The sequence below is a fragment of the Agromyces sp. Root81 genome (assembly GCF_001429165.1).
Lineage (GTDB): Bacteria > Actinomycetota > Actinomycetes > Actinomycetales > Microbacteriaceae > Agromyces.
In genome coordinates, this window is the sequence record NZ_LMIR01000002.1 from 629,500 (window position 1) to 646,130 (window position 16,631).

The 16,631-nt window shown below is 69.8% G+C and carries 16 protein-coding genes; 1 reads left to right on the forward strand and 15 read right to left on the reverse strand.

Annotation, left to right across the window (positions count from 1 at the left end):
* Positions 1-3: 3 nt before the first annotated feature.
* A complete protein-coding gene (locus ASE14_RS20940) occupies positions 4-180 on the reverse strand; it encodes a hypothetical protein (RefSeq protein ID WP_056653222.1) in 177 nt (58 codons plus the stop codon).
* A gap of 169 nt (positions 181-349) precedes the next feature.
* Positions 350-3,466 carry a DUF5979 domain-containing protein gene (locus ASE14_RS07990; protein WP_157372872.1) on the reverse strand — a complete coding sequence of 1,039 codons (3,117 nt, stop codon included), beginning with the start codon at positions 3,464-3,466 and terminating at the stop codon, positions 350-352.
* 539 nt (positions 3,467-4,005) lie between these two features.
* Between ASE14_RS07990 and sph the strand changes: the two genes are divergently transcribed.
* Entirely contained in the window at positions 4,006-5,025 is a 1,020-nt protein-coding gene (gene sph, locus ASE14_RS07995; protein WP_056656000.1) for a sphingomyelin phosphodiesterase, read from the forward strand.
* Positions 5,026-5,091: 66 nt separating this feature from the next.
* On the opposite strand, the gene ASE14_RS20435 is transcribed toward sph, so the two are convergent.
* From ASE14_RS20435 to ASE14_RS08055, 13 genes are all read right to left on the reverse strand, one after another.
* Entirely contained in the window at positions 5,092-5,241 is a 150-nt protein-coding gene (locus ASE14_RS20435) for a hypothetical protein (RefSeq protein WP_157372873.1), read from the reverse strand.
* A 25-nt stretch (positions 5,242-5,266) separates the two neighbouring features.
* Positions 5,267-6,784 (reverse strand): lysine--tRNA ligase, encoded by a 1,518-nt coding sequence (gene lysS, locus ASE14_RS08000; protein WP_056653228.1) that lies wholly within the window; start codon positions 6,782-6,784, stop codon positions 5,267-5,269.
* Between the two features lie 250 nt (positions 6,785-7,034).
* A complete protein-coding gene (gene panC / locus ASE14_RS08005; protein ID WP_056653229.1) occupies positions 7,035-7,901 on the reverse strand; it encodes a pantoate--beta-alanine ligase in 867 nt (288 codons plus the stop codon).
* Positions 7,898-8,656 (reverse strand): Rossmann-like and DUF2520 domain-containing protein, encoded by a 759-nt coding sequence (locus tag ASE14_RS08010; protein WP_056653232.1) that lies wholly within the window; start codon positions 8,654-8,656, stop codon positions 7,898-7,900. The genes panC and ASE14_RS08010 overlap by 4 nt, the downstream gene beginning before the upstream one ends.
* Positions 8,646-10,511 (reverse strand): PH domain-containing protein, encoded by a 1,866-nt coding sequence (locus ASE14_RS08015; protein ID WP_056653235.1) that lies wholly within the window; start codon positions 10,509-10,511, stop codon positions 8,646-8,648. The genes ASE14_RS08010 and ASE14_RS08015 overlap by 11 nt, the downstream gene beginning before the upstream one ends.
* Positions 10,508-11,038 carry a PH domain-containing protein gene (locus tag ASE14_RS08020; protein WP_056653238.1) on the reverse strand — a complete coding sequence of 177 codons (531 nt, stop codon included), beginning with the start codon at positions 11,036-11,038 and terminating at the stop codon, positions 10,508-10,510. The genes ASE14_RS08015 and ASE14_RS08020 overlap by 4 nt, the downstream gene beginning before the upstream one ends.
* Positions 11,031-11,504: a DUF3180 domain-containing protein gene (locus ASE14_RS08025; protein WP_056653241.1), complete on the reverse strand. Its 474-nt coding sequence runs from the start codon at positions 11,502-11,504 to the stop codon at positions 11,031-11,033. Before ASE14_RS08025 ends, ASE14_RS08020 begins: the two co-directional genes overlap by 8 nt.
* Positions 11,501-11,986, reverse strand: coding sequence for a 2-amino-4-hydroxy-6-hydroxymethyldihydropteridine diphosphokinase (gene folK / locus ASE14_RS08030; RefSeq protein ID WP_056653244.1), 486 nt, complete (start codon positions 11,984-11,986; stop codon positions 11,501-11,503). Before folK ends, ASE14_RS08025 begins: the two co-directional genes overlap by 4 nt.
* Positions 11,983-12,369, reverse strand: coding sequence for a dihydroneopterin aldolase (gene folB / locus ASE14_RS21140; protein WP_056656003.1), 387 nt, complete (start codon positions 12,367-12,369; stop codon positions 11,983-11,985). The genes folK and folB overlap by 4 nt, the downstream gene beginning before the upstream one ends.
* Positions 12,362-13,174 (reverse strand): dihydropteroate synthase, encoded by an 813-nt coding sequence (gene folP, locus ASE14_RS21145; protein WP_056653247.1) that lies wholly within the window; start codon positions 13,172-13,174, stop codon positions 12,362-12,364. Before folP ends, folB begins: the two co-directional genes overlap by 8 nt.
* Positions 13,167-13,763 carry a GTP cyclohydrolase I gene (gene folE, locus ASE14_RS08045; RefSeq protein ID WP_056653249.1) on the reverse strand — a complete coding sequence of 199 codons (597 nt, stop codon included), beginning with the start codon at positions 13,761-13,763 and terminating at the stop codon, positions 13,167-13,169. Before folE ends, folP begins: the two co-directional genes overlap by 8 nt.
* A 41-nt stretch (positions 13,764-13,804) precedes the next feature.
* On the reverse strand, positions 13,805-15,823 hold the full coding sequence (ftsH, locus tag ASE14_RS08050) for an ATP-dependent zinc metalloprotease FtsH (RefSeq protein WP_056656005.1): 2,019 nt from the start codon (positions 15,821-15,823) through the stop codon (positions 13,805-13,807).
* 80 nt (positions 15,824-15,903) lie between these two features.
* Entirely contained in the window at positions 15,904-16,620 is a 717-nt protein-coding gene (locus tag ASE14_RS08055; protein ID WP_056653252.1) for a DUF2652 domain-containing protein, read from the reverse strand.
* Positions 16,621-16,631: the final 11 nt, after the last annotated feature.

A 16,631-nucleotide genomic window follows, 5' to 3' on the forward strand; every position in this document is an offset into this window, starting at 1 on the left:
CCGTCAGGCTGCCGGTCGCTGCTTGGCGAGCTTGGCCCGCTCCTCCGCCTCGACTCGGGAGTACGCCTTGCGCTCGTTGCGATCGGCGTGGATGACGGCGCGCATCACGAACCAGAAGATGAGCCCGATGAGCACCGTCGGCGCGAGCGACCAGATCGCATTCGCCCAGAAATCGTCCATAGTCACTCCAGACTACGTTGTTCCTCCTGGAAACGGGCACTGGCTGCGCACCCGCCTCGGGAGGACCTCGGAATCCCCCAGGACACGATGACGGCCCGGTCGATCGACCGGGCCGTCATCGTGTCCCGTCGCCGGGCCCGAACTTCAGGTTCGGACCCGGCGAGGGCCGTTACTCGGCGATCTGGCGCCGGCGACGGAGGAGGAACAGCATCCCGCCACCCAGCAGCAGGAGGAGGGCGATGCTCCCACCGGCTGCGAGGTTGACACCGGTCACCGGCATCGGCGGTCGCAGCGTGTTCGTGATCGCACACGCGACCTCGTCACCGGGCGAGACGACGAAGTCCGCGGCGTCGATCGCGACGGCGTCGCCGCCGGCGGCCGACACGACCGTGCAACTCAGGCTGCCGGCCTCCCAGCCGCTCGGGACGTTCGTCTCGGTGATCGAGTAGCTGGCGCCGGGCAGGACGCCGTCGAACTCGACCGAGCCGGTGCCGCCGACGGTGGTGACCGAGTCGGAGACCGCCTCGCCGCCGTCCTTCGGGGTGAGGGTGAAGGCGAAGGTGCCGTCACCGCCCTTTGCGGACTTCGTCACCGTGATCGCACCGGGCAGGGCCTCGTTGTCAGCCGAGCAGTCGAGCACGAGGCCGGGCCTCGCGAGGAACTGGAACCCGTCGGCCTCGGGGTCGAGGTCGTCGAGCGGCCCGCCCTCGGGAACATCCGCGATGCAGGTGATGTCACCGTTCACCCAGCCGGGCGTCGCCGTCTCGGTGATGGAGTACTCGACGCCCGGGAGGAGGTCGCTCCATCCGATGGCCGGTGCTTCGTTCGTCGCGGTCTGGGTATCGCTCTCGCTGTCGGGACCGGGCGTGATCGTGAAGTCGAACGACCATGCCGCGCCATCGGCGAGGCCGGTGACCGTCTTCGTGAGCGTGACCTCGGCGGGGGTCGCCGTGTTCAGCGCGGTGCACTCGAGCTCGAGCCCGGGGGTCACGGTGAACTGGAAGCCGTCGGCGTCGCTCTCGTCCTCGAGGCCCGTGCAGACGATGTCATCAGCGGTCCAGCCGAAGGGCAGCTCCCCCTCGATCAGGGTGTACTGATCGCCGACCGTGAGGTCGCCCCACACTGTGGTCGCCGAGTCGGGCAGTGCCGAGCTGTCGACCGTCTGCGTCACCGGGGCTCCATCTGGCTCCTGGGTCAGCGTGAAGTCGAAGCTCCAGTCGTAGCCGTCGGCAACGCCCTCGACCGACTTCGTGAGGCTCACCGAGCCGGGCGCCGCGACGTTCGTGAACACGCAGGTCACGACTTCGCCGGGCGCGAGCTCGATCGTCGTGCCGTCACCCTCACGCGCTCCGCAGTCGATGTCGTCGAGCGTCCAGTGCTCGGGCACCGTCTCGACGACCGTGTACGTGCCGGGAACGATCAGGCCGGAGTCCCAGGGGTTCTCCTCATCGTCGCTGGAGTCGTTCAGGGTGAACTCCTCGTGCGAGTCACCGCCATCGAAGACGAAGCCGAAGTCCTGGTCGTAGTCGGCCGGAACCGTGTCCTTGTCGACCAGGATCATGCCGCGCTCGGTGTTGGTGTACGTGCACTCGACCGTCTCGCCCGGGGCGAGCTCGATCGCAGCCGACCAGTCGCTCTCGTCGGTCGTCGTGTCATCCGTCGGGTCGTCGCAGACGAGGTTCGTCGTGTCGAAGGGCAGATCCTGCGACTCCGTCACGTCGTACGAGCCCGGCTCGAGGTTCTCGAAGGTCTCGGTGCCCGTGCCGTCTTCAGCGGTCGTGATGGTGAAGTCGCCCAGCGTCTCGCTCGTGAAGCCGAACTCGGCGGCCTGAGCGGGGTCGACCACCTTGTGGATGATGATCGTGCCGCCCTGGGTGTTCTCGAACACGCAGGAGACCGTCTCGCCGGCGATCGTCGTGACGTTGGTGCCGTTGTCGATGTCCGACTGTTCGGTGTCGCACAGGACACCCGTCAGGGTCCAGCCATCGGGTACGGTCTCGACGATGTCGACCGCGGTCTCCGGAGCGAACTGGAAGGTCTCGCTCTGGCCGTCGGACAGGTCGAACTCCGCTCCGTCGATCGTGAAGTCGAAGAGCTCGGGGGATCCGGCGGGCAGCGTCAGCTTCTCGACCGTGACGAACGACGTCGCGTTCGTGATCACGCACGACGTGGTCTCACCGGTGACGACGGGGAAGGTGTCCTCGGGATCGGTGAGGGTGTACTCGACGCCGTCGACGGTGCAGACGATTGAATGCTGCGCCCAGGGTGCGCCGTCGGGGATCGTCTCGGTGAGGGTGTAGTCGTCACCGGGCTCGACCTGGCTGTCCGAATCGGTCTCGCCGATCAGCAGCGAGCCGTCGAGCTCAGCGGAGACGAGCCCTGCGATGTCGTACTCGAACACCGTGGCGCTCGGGTCGGCGAGGTCGTTGAGGGACTCCTTGGTCACCTCGAGCGCGCCGCAGGTGGACGGGGGCGTGACACTCAGGGGTGCCACGAATGCCTTGAGGTTGCCGGCTGCGCTGCCGCCGGTGATCGAACGCATGTAGACCGTGGCGAGATCGGTGACGGGCGGGCAGCCCGGAGCCACGTCGGCGAGCTCGGTCAGGTCGAGTCCGACCTCGAAGAAGCTGCCTTCCTCGCCGTCGATGGTGGTGCTGCCGACCGCGCTCGCGAACCCGGTGGTGTCCGTCGTGCAGCCCGGATCAGATTCCACGTCATCGGGATAGTCGGCCTCGTCGGTGTACGGGCAGAGCTGGCCGAGCACCGGGGGGTCGCCGCCGTCCATGTTGATGTAGGCGACGATGCCGCCTTCGTTGCGGAGCGGCTGCGGGGTGGGGAGGTCGTTCGGCCCGGTGGGCACCACGTTGGCCCCGGCGAACGAGAGGTCGATCGCGTACTTGGCCGTACCGCTCTCACCGGTGCGATCCCACGCGACGTAGAGGTAGTAGTGCCCGTCGGCGCCGACCTTCGCGTACGTGTACACGGTCTTGAAGTCCGCCTTGTCCGGAGTGCTTCCGGACGCGACCCACCCGGTCGGGCTGTCGATGTCCTTGCCCGCGGAGCTGTACGTGCCGCCCTGCGTGGTGGAGTCGAAGTCGACGGGGGTGTCCCAGTCATCGAAGCCGGGTGGACAGTTCATCGGCGTCTTGTCGCCGTCGATCTCGAATCCGCCCAGGTCGCAGTCCTCGGCCGCGTACGCGGGAGCGGCGACCGCGAACGGCGTCAATAGTCCGGCGAGCAGTGCTCCGGAAGCGAGCAGCGCTGTGCGCTGGCGTCGTGAAAACACGTTGAACCCCTCTGATGTGTTCGGATTCGCAGGCACCTCGGGATGCGGTGCCGCGGCCACATAGTCCGGACAGTATCCGAATCGAGGGGTCCTCGAAATGGCTCAGAACGCCGGAATACAAGGGTGAGAGCGCTCTCATGAATCGGCCGATCCCGCCTTCTGCGCCCAATGGGGGACACGCCTGGAATCGAGCCCCGATTACCGGGCGGAGACGGCCGGAATGAAGCGCATCGCGAGTGTCGTCACCCGTTCGGGGGGCACGCGCGAGTCCTCGATTCGGGGGACACGACGCCCGTTACCGAATCGTGACGAAACCTCACCCCCCAAAGGGGGGACCCCGCCGTGTTCGATAGGCGCTTCGGATTCCGCGGCAGCAGGATGATCGCCGCGATACGGATGATGAGGTCGACGACGCCGACAGCGAAGTGCCGTCTGCCGGTTGGGACCGTGAGGCAGGCGACCGTGATCGACCCGATCCGTTCACGAGATCGTCGCCCGATGTCTCGCTCCGCGTGACCGAGGGGCGATTGACTGCGCGCATGCCATCCACATCACACACGCTCGGGCGCGTCACCGCCGTCTGCGCCGCCGCCACCCTCGCCTTGCTCACCGCGTTCGCCGCCGCCTCGCCCGCCGCCGCCGCGCCCGCGGAGACGACCGAATCGGCTCCCGCGGGCTCCGCCTCGGTGCCCCCGCTCGATGTGCTGTCGTACAACGTCTTCCTCATGAGCAAGCACCTCTACCCCAACTGGGGCCAGGACCACCGTGCGGAGGCCATCGCAGCCGCGGACTTCTTCCAAGGCCACGACGTGGTCGTGCTGCAGGAGGCGTTCGACAACGGCGCATCCGATCTCCTGGCCTCCCGGGCCTCCGCTGCCTACCCCTACCAGACACCCGTCGTCGGACGTTCGATGAGCGGCTGGGATGCCACGGGGGGCAACTACAGCGCAGCAACTCCCGAAGACGGCGGCGTCGCGCTGTACAGCACGTGGCCGATCATCCGTCAGGAGCAGTGGGTCTTCAAGGAGGCCTGCGGCGCCGACTGGTTCGCCAACAAGGGCTTCGTCTACGCCGAGCTCGACGTCGACGGACTGCGGACCCACGTGATCGGCACCCACCTGCAGTCCACCGACCCGGGCTGCAGCACCGGCCAGCCCGCCACTGTTCGTGCAGCCCAGCTGCAGACCATCACGCGCTTCATCGACTCGAAGAACATCCCCGCCGACGAGCCCGTCGTGATCGCCGGCGACCTCAACGTCGACTCGCGCAGTTCCGAGTACCCCTCGTTGCTCGCCAACGCCGTCGTCGCGCCCGCCACCGAGCGCACCGGGTGGCCGTACTCCTTCGACACCGCCGAGAACTCGATCGCCGCCTACCGGTACCCCACCGACCCTCGCGAGGACCTGGACTACATCCTCTACCGGGCCGACCACGCTCGCCCCGCGGAGTACACGAACGAGGTTCGCCGGGCCGAGACCGCCCCGTGGACGGTCACGAGCTGGTTCACGGACTACACGTACGACGACCTCTCCGATCACTATCCCGTGATCGGGCGATAGCCGCCGACGCCGCTGCCGCCGGTTCCCCGCGACCACGGGGCACCGGCGGCATCGCGCTGCCGGCGCTCAGTTCCCGGCGACGAGTCCCCAGATACCGGAGACCACGAGGTACAGGCCGATCGCGCCGACGACGAGCCAGATGCCGAGGCGCGTGTTCGACGGCCGCTTCGGATCCTTCTCGGGTTCGAGCTCGTCCTTCGGCAGGTAGTCGTTCATGCGCGGCATCCGCTCTCTCGTCGACTCACTTGACCAGTGGGAAGAGGATCGTCTCACGGATGCCGAGGCCGGTCAGCGCCATGAGCAGTCGGTCGATGCCCATGCCCATGCCGCCCGACGGCGGCATGCCGAACTCGAGCGCCCGCAGGAACTCCTCGTCGAGGCGCATCGCCTCGGGGTCGCCGCCCGCGGCGAGCTTCGCCTGCTCGACGAAGCGCTCGCGCTGCACGACGGGGTCGACGAGCTCCGAGTAGCCGGTCGCGAGCTCGAAGCCGCGGATGTAGAGGTCCCACTTCTCGACGACGCCCGGGATCGAGCGGTGCTCGCGCACGAGGGGCGAGGTGTCGAGCGGGAAGTCCATGACGAAGGTCGGCCGCACGAGGCCTGTCTTCACGTGGTGCTCCCAGAGCTCTTCGACGTACTTGCCGGGCAGCGGGTGGTCGACCTCGATGCCCGCCTCGTCGGCGAGCTGCTTCAGGCGCTCGACCGGGGTCGACGAGGTGATCGTCTCCCCGATCGCCTCGGACAGCGAGTCGTACATCGAGATGCGCGCCCAGTCGCCGCCGAGGTCGAAGTCGGTGCCGTCGGCCCACGTCACGACGTGCGAGCCCGACGTGGCGAGCGCGGCATCCTGGATGAGCTGCTGCGTGAGGTCGGCGATCGTGTTGTAGTCGCCGTACGCCTCGTAGGCCTCGAGCATCGCGAACTCGGGCGAGTGGGTCGAGTCGGCGCCCTCGTTGCGGAAGTTGCGGTTGATCTCGTACACCCGCTCGATGCCGCCGACGACGGCGCGCTTCAGGTACAACTCGGGTGCGATGCGCAGGTACAGCTCGGTGTCGAACGCATTGGACTGCGTGACGAACGGACGAGCGGATGCCCCGCCGTGCATCACCTGCAGCATCGGCGTCTCGACCTCGATGAAGCCGAGGCCGTCGAAGGTGCGGCGGAGGCTCGCATTGACCTTCGCCCGGTCGATGACGTTGCGGCGGGCCTGCTCGCGCGAGATGAGGTCGAGGTAGCGGCTGCGCACGCGCATCTCCTCGGAGAGTTCGTTGTGCAGGTTCGGCAACGGCAGGATCGCCTTCGAGGCGATGCGCCACTCCTTCACCATGATCGAGAGTTCGCCGCGACGGCTCGTGATGACCTCGCCTGCCACGAAGACGTGGTCGCCCAGGTCGACGAGCTCCTTCCACTCGGCGAGCGACTCCTCGCCGACCTCGGCGAGGGAGACCATGGCCTGGATGCGGCTGCCGTCGCCCGCCTGCAGCGTGGCGAAGCAGAGCTTGCCGGTGTTGCGCGAGTGCACGACTCGACCGGCGACGCCCACCTGCTCGCCGCTCGCCTCGTCGACGCCGAGCCCGACGAAGCGGTCACGCACCTCGGGGATCGTCGCCGTGATCGGCAGTCGCACGGGATAGGCACCGAAGGCACGGTCGTCGGATGCCGCGATCAGCCGTTCGCGCTTGGCGAGACGCACGGCCTTCTGCTCGGAGATCTCCTCGGCAGTGGGCTCGGTCGTGGCATCCGTCTGGTTCTCGGCCATCGTTCTCTCTCGTCGTGCGAAAAGGTGCGAACACCAGCCTACTTGGGCGCGCGTCGCGCCCGACTCTCGACCGTGACCTCGGAGATCTGCGGGACTTCGGCGGGAATCCGCCCTCTCGCTCCGCGGTTCTGCAGATGTCCGATGCCCTGGCGGGGCGGGGTGAGGCGAGGCGGGGCGGGGTGAGGCGAGGCGAGGCGAGGTGAGGCGAGGCGAGGTGAGGCGAGGCGGGGTGAGGCGGGGTGAGGCGATATCAGCCGAGTGCGATGGCGGCGTTGTCGATGAGGCGGGTCGCGCCGACGCGAGCGGCGACGAGCACCACGGCCGGGCCCCGCGCATCGTCGGCGACGGGCAGGAAGGTCTCGGGGTCGACGACCACGAGGTAGTCGAGGGTGACGTCGTCGTGGTCGCCGAAGGCGGCCGCCCCCTCGGCGAGCACCTCGGCGAGGCCGTCGGACGCCGCGGCATCCGCTGCCCTGAGGGCTTCGATCAGGGTGAGCGCCGCCTCACGCTGCGCCGGAGCGAGGAAGCGGTTGCGGCTCGAGAGCGCGAGCCCGTCGGCCTCGCGCACCGTCGGCACGACCTCGATGGAGGTCGGCACGTCGAGGTCGTCGACCATGCGACGCACGAGGAAGACCTGCTGGGCGTCCTTCTGGCCGAAGACCGCGACGTCGGGGCGCACGATGTTCAGCAGCTTGCCGACGACGGTCAGCATGCCGTCGAAGTGGCCAGGACGCGACGCGCCCTCGTAGAGCGAGCCGACCCGGCCGGCGGTGAGTGTCGTGCCGACGGCGCCCTTCGGGTACATCTCGGCCACGGCGGGCGCGAACACGAACTCGACGCCGAGCCCGGCGAGCGCCGCGACGTCGGCGTCGAGGGTGCGCGGGTAGCGATCGAGGTCCTCCCCCGGGCCGAACTGCAGCGGGTTCACGAAGATCGACACGACGACCACGTCGGCGAGCTCGCGAGCACGCGCGACGAGCGCCAGATGGCCCGCGTGCAGTGCGCCCATGGTCGGTACGAGGGCGACGGATGCCCCGGCCGCCCGCCGCCCGGCGAGGAACCCGCGCAGCTCGTCGATGGTCGGCACCACACGTGCGCCCGACGTGGACCCGGTCACGCGCCACCCCCAAGCGGCCAGTCGGAATCGGCCTCGTCGATCGTATCGGCACCCTCGACGCCGGCACCGCTGTCGTGCCGCGCGAGCGCGTTCTCGACGGTGCTGCGCACGAGCGGGGCGAGCACCGCGCCCGGCCGGCCCACGCCGATGCCGTCGAGGAGTCCGCTCGCCTGGTCGACGATCGCGCTCGAGAAGGAGACGGCCGTGTCGATCGCCTCGCCGTATGCCGCACGGTCGCGCTCGGCGACGATGAACGGTTCGCCGCCCATCTCGACGACGAGCGCCTGTCCGATCGGCAGCACCGGAGCGGGCGCGGTGACGGCGAACCAGGTGCCCGGGAGGCGCGCGAGATCGATGCTCGTGCCCGTGAAGCTCATGGCCGGGTGCACCGCGAGCGGAATCGCCCCGGCGAGGCGTGCGGGGTCGAGCACGCCCGTGCCGAACCGCGCGACGGTGTGCAGCACGAGCTGGCCCGGCTGCCAGGCGCCGGCTTCGGCGAGGCCGGCGACGAGCGGGCCGAGTTCGGCTTCCGGCACGGCGAGCAGCACGAGCTCGCTGCGCTCGATGATCTCGGGGATCGGCAGCACGGGCACCGAGGGCAGCATGGTCGCCGCCCGCTCACGGCTCTCGTCGGAGACCGCGGCGATGCCGGTGAGGGCGTGCCCGGCGCCGGCGAGGGCCGAGGCGAGCACGGCGCCGACGCGTCCGGCTCCGATGGTGCCGACACCGAGCCGGCCCGGACGGTCAGCCGACATGTCGGGGTCCCGTCTCGTCGGCAGGGGCGGCGGACGCCTCGGCCGGCGGTTCGACCGGGGCGACCGGGGTGCTGACCGGCGCGACCTCGGTGCTGACCGGCGCGACCTCGGTGCTGACCGGCTCGACCTCGGCCGGGCTCGCGCCCCAGTGGTGCGAGGTGTCGCTCGCCGCACGTTCGATCGCCTCGTGCGCGAGCCGCTCGAAGAGCGCCGTCGCGGCCGAGCGATCGGCCACGGGCAGCATGGCGGTGACCGGGCCGGTGACCGTGTGCAGGCGCAGGCTCGCGAGGTCGAGCGCACGTTCGATCGGGCCGACCGACAGGGCGACCGACTGCATGCGCGCGAGCGGCACGAGACTGAGGCTGCGGATGAGCGCGCCTCGGCGCACGACGGCCACGCCCGAGGTCTCGGCGAGTCCGATGCGCCGCCACGAGAACGGCCGCAACCACGCGGCGCGCTTCGGCGTGACGGAGAACCCGCCGTCGTCGCCCCGGCCCACGAGTCCGGCGTCGACGAGCCGCTCGCCGTGAGCCGCGGCATCCGGAATCAGCAGGGCGAGCACCCGGTGCACATCGGAGGCCGTACCGACCGGCAGCACGATCGTGCGCTGCGCCGCGTCGCCCGACGCGGAGACCGACTGCCCGGCGACGTTGATGCGCACCGACCACCAGCCGAACGGCCGCCAGAACACCCACTGGGTGGCTTCGACGGCGTGCACGCGTCCCGGCGGGATCGTCTGGTTGCCGGTCGAGAGCAGGCCGTGGCCGATGCGCACGCCGTCGGGCGTGCCCGCGATCGAGTAGCGCAACGACTTCGTGATGCGCGACCACGTGTAGCTCACGAGACCGATGGCCGCGGGCACGAAGCTGAAGAGCACCCACATCTGGCCGCTCGTCACGCCGACCACGATGATCGCGACGATGATGATCGCCCAGATCGTGGAGCCGCCGAGCAGGGTCGAGCCGATCACCCGTCCGAGCGGGAGGTGCACGACCGACTCCGGCGGGGCGAGGTCTGGGTCGAGCTCGGGGGCCAGGAACTCGTCGACGCGCTGCGTGACGATCGCTCCGGCGCGTGCGGTGACGGGCGTGCGCGGGGCGGCGGCACCGGCGGCAGCGGCGGCGCCAGCGGCGTCGGAAGCTGCACCGGGTTCGGCCACTGCGCCGGGGACCGCCACGGCTCCGGGCATGACGACCGCCGCGGCATCCGCTCGTGTCTCAGCCGGCCCGGCCGGAGCCGTGCCGCTCTGCGCCCGCTCGGCCCGCGCCCCCGACGCGAGGCGCAGCACATCGGCGCGCAGTGCGTCGGCCAGCGTCGAACCGAGGTACGCGAGCTGCACGTTCGCCGACTGCCCGGCGACCGAGATCTCGAGCTTCGCGGTGCCGAAGAGCCGCGCGAAGAGCGGCCGGTTGACGTTGATGCCCTGGATGCGATCGAGTCGCGCGCTGCGGTGCGAGCGGAAGAGGATGCCGCTGCGCACCTCCACCGCCTCGTGCGTGACCCGGAAGGTGTGCATGCGCCACGACAGCCAGAACCCGATGACGACCGCGATGATGACCGCGCCGACCGCGAGCAGCGCCCAGCCCACGAGGCCGTTCGTCACGATGCCGCCGACGGGATCGTTCGCCCAGTCCTGCTGCCATTCGCCGTACTCGACGTCGATCTGCCCGTTCGACTCCGGAGCGAAGATCGTGAGGAAGATGTCGATGACCCGCTCACGCAGGTTCGCGATCACGAAGCCCAGCACGGCGATGAACACCAGGCCGCCGCGCAGCAGCGGGCTCGCCGGGTGGAGCCGGTGCCACTCACCGTCGGCGAGGTTCACCACTCCCTGCTGGCGGGCGACTGCGCTCACAGTCCCGCCCGGCGCGATTCGGCGAGGGCGACGAGCTCGTCGCGCAGCCGATCGGCCTCCGCCATCGGCAGCCCGGGCACGGTGACCGCGGTCGACGCGGCCGCCGTCACGAACTTGAGATCGGCGAGGCCGAGGGCACGGGCGACCGGGCCGCGCGTGATGTCGACGAGCTGCATGCGCCCGTAGGGCACGGCCACCTGACGCTGGAACATGATGCCGCGACGGAAGAGCAGGTCGTCGGCTCGCAGCCGGTACTGGATGGACCGCACGCGGCGCGGCTCGAAGGCGATGCCGATGATCGAGACCACGGCGATCGCGATCGCGATCCAGAGCGCCCACTGCCACTCCAGGAGGAAGTACGCCGCGAGGCCGATGCCCACGAAGATGAGCATGCCGATGATCGAGCCGATCACCTCGACGACGACGTACTTCGGCGACACGCGCTGCCATCCGGCGTCGGATGCCTCGGCCTGCTGCGGCTCGACGTGCTCGGTCTCTTCGGGCTGGAGGCCGGGCGCCTCAGGCATGTGCGTGCTCTTTCTTCTCGGTGTCGGTGTCGTCGGGCGGAAGCGTGCAGAAGAACTCCGCGACGAGCCCGCCGGCCATGAGGAGCGCCGCGCCGATCGCCGTGGCGATGGCGAGCCAGATCGTCGCGGCCGACGGAACGACGCTGCGGGTCAGCAGGAACAGCGTGATGCCGAGCCCGAAGCCGAGCATGAGCGAGCCGCTCAGGCTGCAGGCCTTGGCGAGCACGGCGGTGCGCATGGCCCGGAACGGGTCGAGGTGCTTGGTCGCCTTGCCCTTGACTGCACGGCGGATGGGCCAGGCGAAGGCGATGACGAGCGCTGCGACGCCGGCCAGCGTGATCGGCAGCGAGATCGGCGGCACGATGGCCTTCGCCCCGTTCGAGACGATCGCGAGGTCGATGAGGTACCCGGCGACCAGTCCGGCGAGCACGAAGGCGATGATCGTTGACGCGTGCGTGCGCTTCATCGGCGCTCCACCTCGTCGGAGGCCGCGGCGCGCAGGGGGGCGATCGGCCCACGGCCGGCGAGCACCGCGGCGGGCTCGACGTCGAGCCACGGCTGCAGCACGAACGCCCGCTGCCATGCCCGGGGATGCGGCAGCACGAGCCGCTCGTCGTCGAGCATCATGCCGTCGACGTCGATGAGGTCGAGGTCGAGTGTGCGGTCGCCCCAGTGCTCGGTTCGCACGCGGCCGTGCTCGAGCTCGATGCGCTGGAGCAGGTCGAGGAGCGCAAGCGGGTCGAGGCTCGTCTCGACGACGACGACGCCGTTCAGGTATCGGGGCGCGCCGTCGTCGACGCCCGCGTCCTTGATCGCGGCCGTCTCGTAGACCGGCGACACCGCTGCGAGGTCGATGCCGTCCGCCTCGGCGATCGCGCGCACCGCTGCGGCGATCGTCGCCTCGCGGTCGCCCAGATTCGCCCCGAACGCGATGACGGCGCGGGTCATGCCCGGCCCCGCACGATCGTGACGGCGACGTCGTCGAACGGCACGGTGATGGGTGCCTGCGGCTTGTGCACCGTGACCTCGACCTCGTCGACCGCGGGGAAGCCGAGTGCGACCGCGGCGACCCGCTCGGCGACGGTCTCGATGAGATCGACCGGGTCGCGTTCGACCGCAGCGACGACGGCTTCGGCGAGCTCGCCGTAGTGCACGGTGCGCTCGAGTTCGTCGGATGCCGCGGCGGCGGCCAGGTCGACGGCGACCGTCACGTCGATCACGAACTCCTGCCCCTCGGCCCGCTCGAAGTCGAAGACGCCGTGGTGCGCGCGCACGCGAAGCCCGGTGAGGGTGATCCGGTCGCCCCACCCGCGATTGCGCAGTTCAGTCACGTCGTCCACTCTGCCATGCGCCGAGCACGTCGAGTGCGCGGCGCGTGCCCTGCACGTCGTGCACCCGCACCGCCCAAGCGCCGGCCTGCGCCGCGAGCACGCTGACGACCGCGGTCGGCAGGTCGCGGTCGGTGACGGATGCCTCGTCCGGGAGCATCGCGCCGAGGAACCGCTTGCGCGACGCGCCCACGAGGATCGGCAGGCCGAGCTCGCCGAGCACGTCGAGACGGCCGAGGAGCTCCCAGTTCTGGTCGCCGCGCTTGGCGAAGCCGAGCCCGGGGTCGAGGATGAGCTTCTCGGCGGCGACTCCGGCGGCGGTGAGCGCGTCGACCCGCTGCGCGAGCTCGTCGCGCACCTCGACGGCGACGTCGGCGTATTCGGCGAGCGAGTCCATGCGGTCGGAGTGGCCGCGCCAGTGCATGGCGACGTATCGTGCGCCCGTCTCCGCCGCGATCGATCCCATCGCGGCATCGGCGAGCCCCGCCGAGACGTCGTTGATGATCTCGGCGCCCGCCTCGACGGCGGCCTGCGCGGTCGCGGCGCGCATGGTGTCGACGCTGACGCGGATGCCGCGGCCCGCGAGTTCGCTGATGACAGGCACGACCCGCCGCAGTTCCTCCTCGGGCGCGACCCGCGCGGCGCCCGGCCGGGTGGACTCGCCCCCGACGTCGAGGATGTCGGCGCCGTCGGCCACGAGTTCGAGGCCGTGCGCGATCGCGGCCTCGGCGTCGAACCAGCGCCCGCCGTCACTGAAGGAGTCGGGCGTGACGTTCACCACACCCATGACGAGCGTGCGATCAGGCATTCGCCTGCGCCCCGATGAGCGTGATGATCTCGCTCCGGGCCGCAGGCTCGGAGAGCGCGCCGCGGCTCGCGATCGTGATCGTCGAGCTGCGCTCCTGCCGGGAGCCCCGGGTCGTCACGCAGCGGTGCTGGGCGTCGAGCACGACGAGAACTCCCCTCGGGTCGAGCCCGGCCACGAGGGCGTCGGCGATCTCCTCGGCGAGCCGCTCCTGCAGCTGCGGACGGCGAGCGAGCGTGTCGACGACCGCGGGGATGCGGCCGAGCCCGACGACCCGGTCGCCCGGCAGGTAGGCCACGTGCGCGGTGCCGACGAACGGCAGCAGGTGATGCTCGCAGACGGAGCGGAAGGCGAGGTCGCGCAGCACGACCGCGTCGCTCGTCGCGGGCACACCGGCATCCGTCGCCCCGATCGGAACCGAGTCGGCGAGGTGACTGAGCGGATCGACGTCGAGACCGCCGAAGAAGTCGGCGTAGGCCTCGGCGACGCGCTGCGGCGTGCGCTCGAGACCAGGTCGCGACGGATCTTCACCGATCGCGAGCAGGATCTCGAGCACGGCGCGCTGGATGCGCTCGACGTCCACTCCGGCCATGGCTCCCCTTCTTCGGGTCGACGGTCTCGCTGCGACCGCGACTATGCCGTCGCGGGGCGCGGGTTCGACTGCGGCGCGCGCGCCGGCGACTCGTCTTCGACCGGCAGCTGACCGGAGTCCACTCCGCCATCGACGGCACCCTGATCGATCGGCATCTTCTCGGTCGGGAACTCGATCGGCGGACGGTCGGAGACCGGGCGCTTGTCGCTCGAGAGCCAGAGCGGGCGCTCGGGCAGCTTCTTGACGTCCTTGAAGATCTCCGCGATCTGCTTGTGGTCGAGCGTCTCGTGCTCGAGCAGTTCGGCGGCCAGCTTGTCGAGGATGTCGCGGTTCTCGTTGAGCACCTGCCAGGCCTCGTCGTGCGCCTGCTCGATGAGCGTGCGCACCTCGATGTCGACCTTCTCGGCGATCTCCTCGGAGTAGTCGCGCTGGTGGCCCATGTCGCGGCCGAGGAACACCTCGCCCCCCGACTGCCCGAGCTTGACGGCGCCGACGTTCGCACTCATGCCGTACTCGGTGACCATCTTGCGAGCCGTCGACGTGGCCTTCTCGATGTCGTTCGAGGCGCCGGTCGAGGGGTCGTGGAAGACGATCTCCTCGGCGACGCGGCCGCCCATCGCGTAGGCGAGCTGGTCGAGCAGCTCGTTGCGGCTGACCGAGTACTTGTCTTCGAGCGGCATCACCATCGTGTAGCCGAGGGCGCGGCCGCGCGGCAGGATCGTGATCTTCGTGACCGGGTCGGTGTAGTTCATCGCCGCCGCAGCAAGGGCGTGGCCGCCCTCGTGGTAGGCCGTGATGAGCTTCTCCTTGTTCTTCATGACGCGCGAACGGCGCTGCGGTCCGGCGATCACGCGGTCGACGGCCTCGTCGAGGGCGCGGTTGTCGATGAGCTGCGCGTTCGAGCGAGCCGTGAGGAGCGCTGCCTCGTTGAGCACGTTGGCGAGGTCGGCACCGGTGAACCCGGGCGTCTTGCGTGCGAGCACCTCGAGGTCGACGCCGTTGGCCAGGGGCTTGCCCTTCGAGTGCACCTCGAGGATGCGCTGACGGCCCTTGAGGTCGGGCGCGTCGACGCCGATCTGGCGGTCGAAGCGACCGGGACGCAGGAGCGCGGGGTCGAGGATGTCGGGGCGGTTCGTCGCCGCGATGAGGATGACGTTGGTCTTCGGATCGAAGCCGTCCATCTCGACGAGCAGCTGGTTGAGCGTCTGCTCGCGCTCGTCGTGCCCGCCGCCCAGGCCGGCGCCGCGGTGGCGGCCGACCGCGTCGATCTCGTCGACGAAGATGATGGCGGGAGCGTTCTGCTTCGCCTGGTCGAAGAGGTCGCGCACGCGGGATGCGCCGACGCCGACGAACATCTCGACGAAGTCGGAGCCCGAGATCGAGTAGAACGGCACGCCGGCCTCTCCTGCGACCGCGCGGGCGAGGAGCGTCTTGCCGGTGCCGGGAGGGCCGTAGAGCAGTACGCCCTTGGGGATGCGCGCGCCGACGGCCTGGAACTTCGCGGGCTCCTTCAGGAACTCCTTGATCTCGTGGAGCTCTTCGATCGCCTCTTCGGCGCCGGCCACATCGTCGAACGTGACCTTGGGGCTCTCCTTCGAGACGAGCTTCGCCTTCGACTTGCCGAACTGCATGACCTTGTTGCCGCCGCCCTGCATGCCCGACAGCATGATCCAGAAGAAGAGGCCGATGAGCACGAGCGGCAGCAGGATGCCGAGCATCGAGAGGAACCAGTTCGGCTGCGGCACCTCGTCGTTGAAGCCGTCTGCAGGGTCGGCCGCGTCGACGGCGGCGACGACGTCGGTACCGCGCGGGGTGACGTAGTAGAACTGCACCTGCTTGCCGAGCTTGTCGTCTTCCTTGGCAAGCGTCATGTCGACGCGGTTCTCACCGTCGACGATCTTGACCGAGGCGACCTTGCCGTCACCCAGCAGCTCGAGGCCCTCTTGCGTCGACACCTCTTTGAAACCCGAGGCGGTGATGAGGCTCGACCCGATCCACACCGCGACGATCGCGAGCAGAATGTAGATGATCGGCCCGCGCAGGATCTTCTTGATGTTCATGGTGCTCACAGGCTACATTGCGGTTGCCGAATGCCGGCCGAGTGTTCGCTGTGGGCTGTGCCGCTGTCGCGGGCGGCGCCTCACCGAGCGGTTTCGGCGCTGCGCATGCTTCGCAGTCCGAGCATGTACGGCAGCCCCGGGCCCACCGCGGCGAACGTCTGCCCCACGCGCTTCGGCCACGAGGGCGACAGCAGCGGAGCGGGCGAATTCTCGAGATCTCCGACGTCGACGAAGTACGCGCGGACGGTGCCGAACCCCTCGAGCTCGGGAGACACCTCCTGCACGGGAGCCGCAACCGTGTGCTCGCCGGTGCGGTAGAGCTCTTCGGAGAGCAGCACGTACTCGGGGATGCCGACCGGGTTCTTCAGCATGCGGTGCACCTGGATGACGTCGATGCCGACGAGCTTGATCCGGTCGCGAATGGTCTGGGTGGCGACCTCGCCGACGTGGGCGACGAACTTCAGCTTGAGGTCGGCTGCGCCCTTGCAGCCCTTGCACGGGCAGAGGTTCGCCGTCACGTACTGGCGCTCGAGATGGAAGGCGCGGTGCATGGCGACCGCGGCGTCGAGGATCTCTGGGATCGAGGCATCCGCTTCGCCCTCGTCGACCGGCAGCGAGAGGAACGCGGCATCGCCCTCGATCTCGATGAGGTCGAAGCCAGGGGCGGCGTCGATCATCCGCTCGAGCATCCGCCCGGTGTTGACCTCGGCGTGCGCGAGGCTCATGCGGTGCGCGCCCATGTAGTCGGTGTAGCCACCGATGTCTGCGATCAGCAGGACGGCGCGGCCGGAGGTCATGCCTCACGATC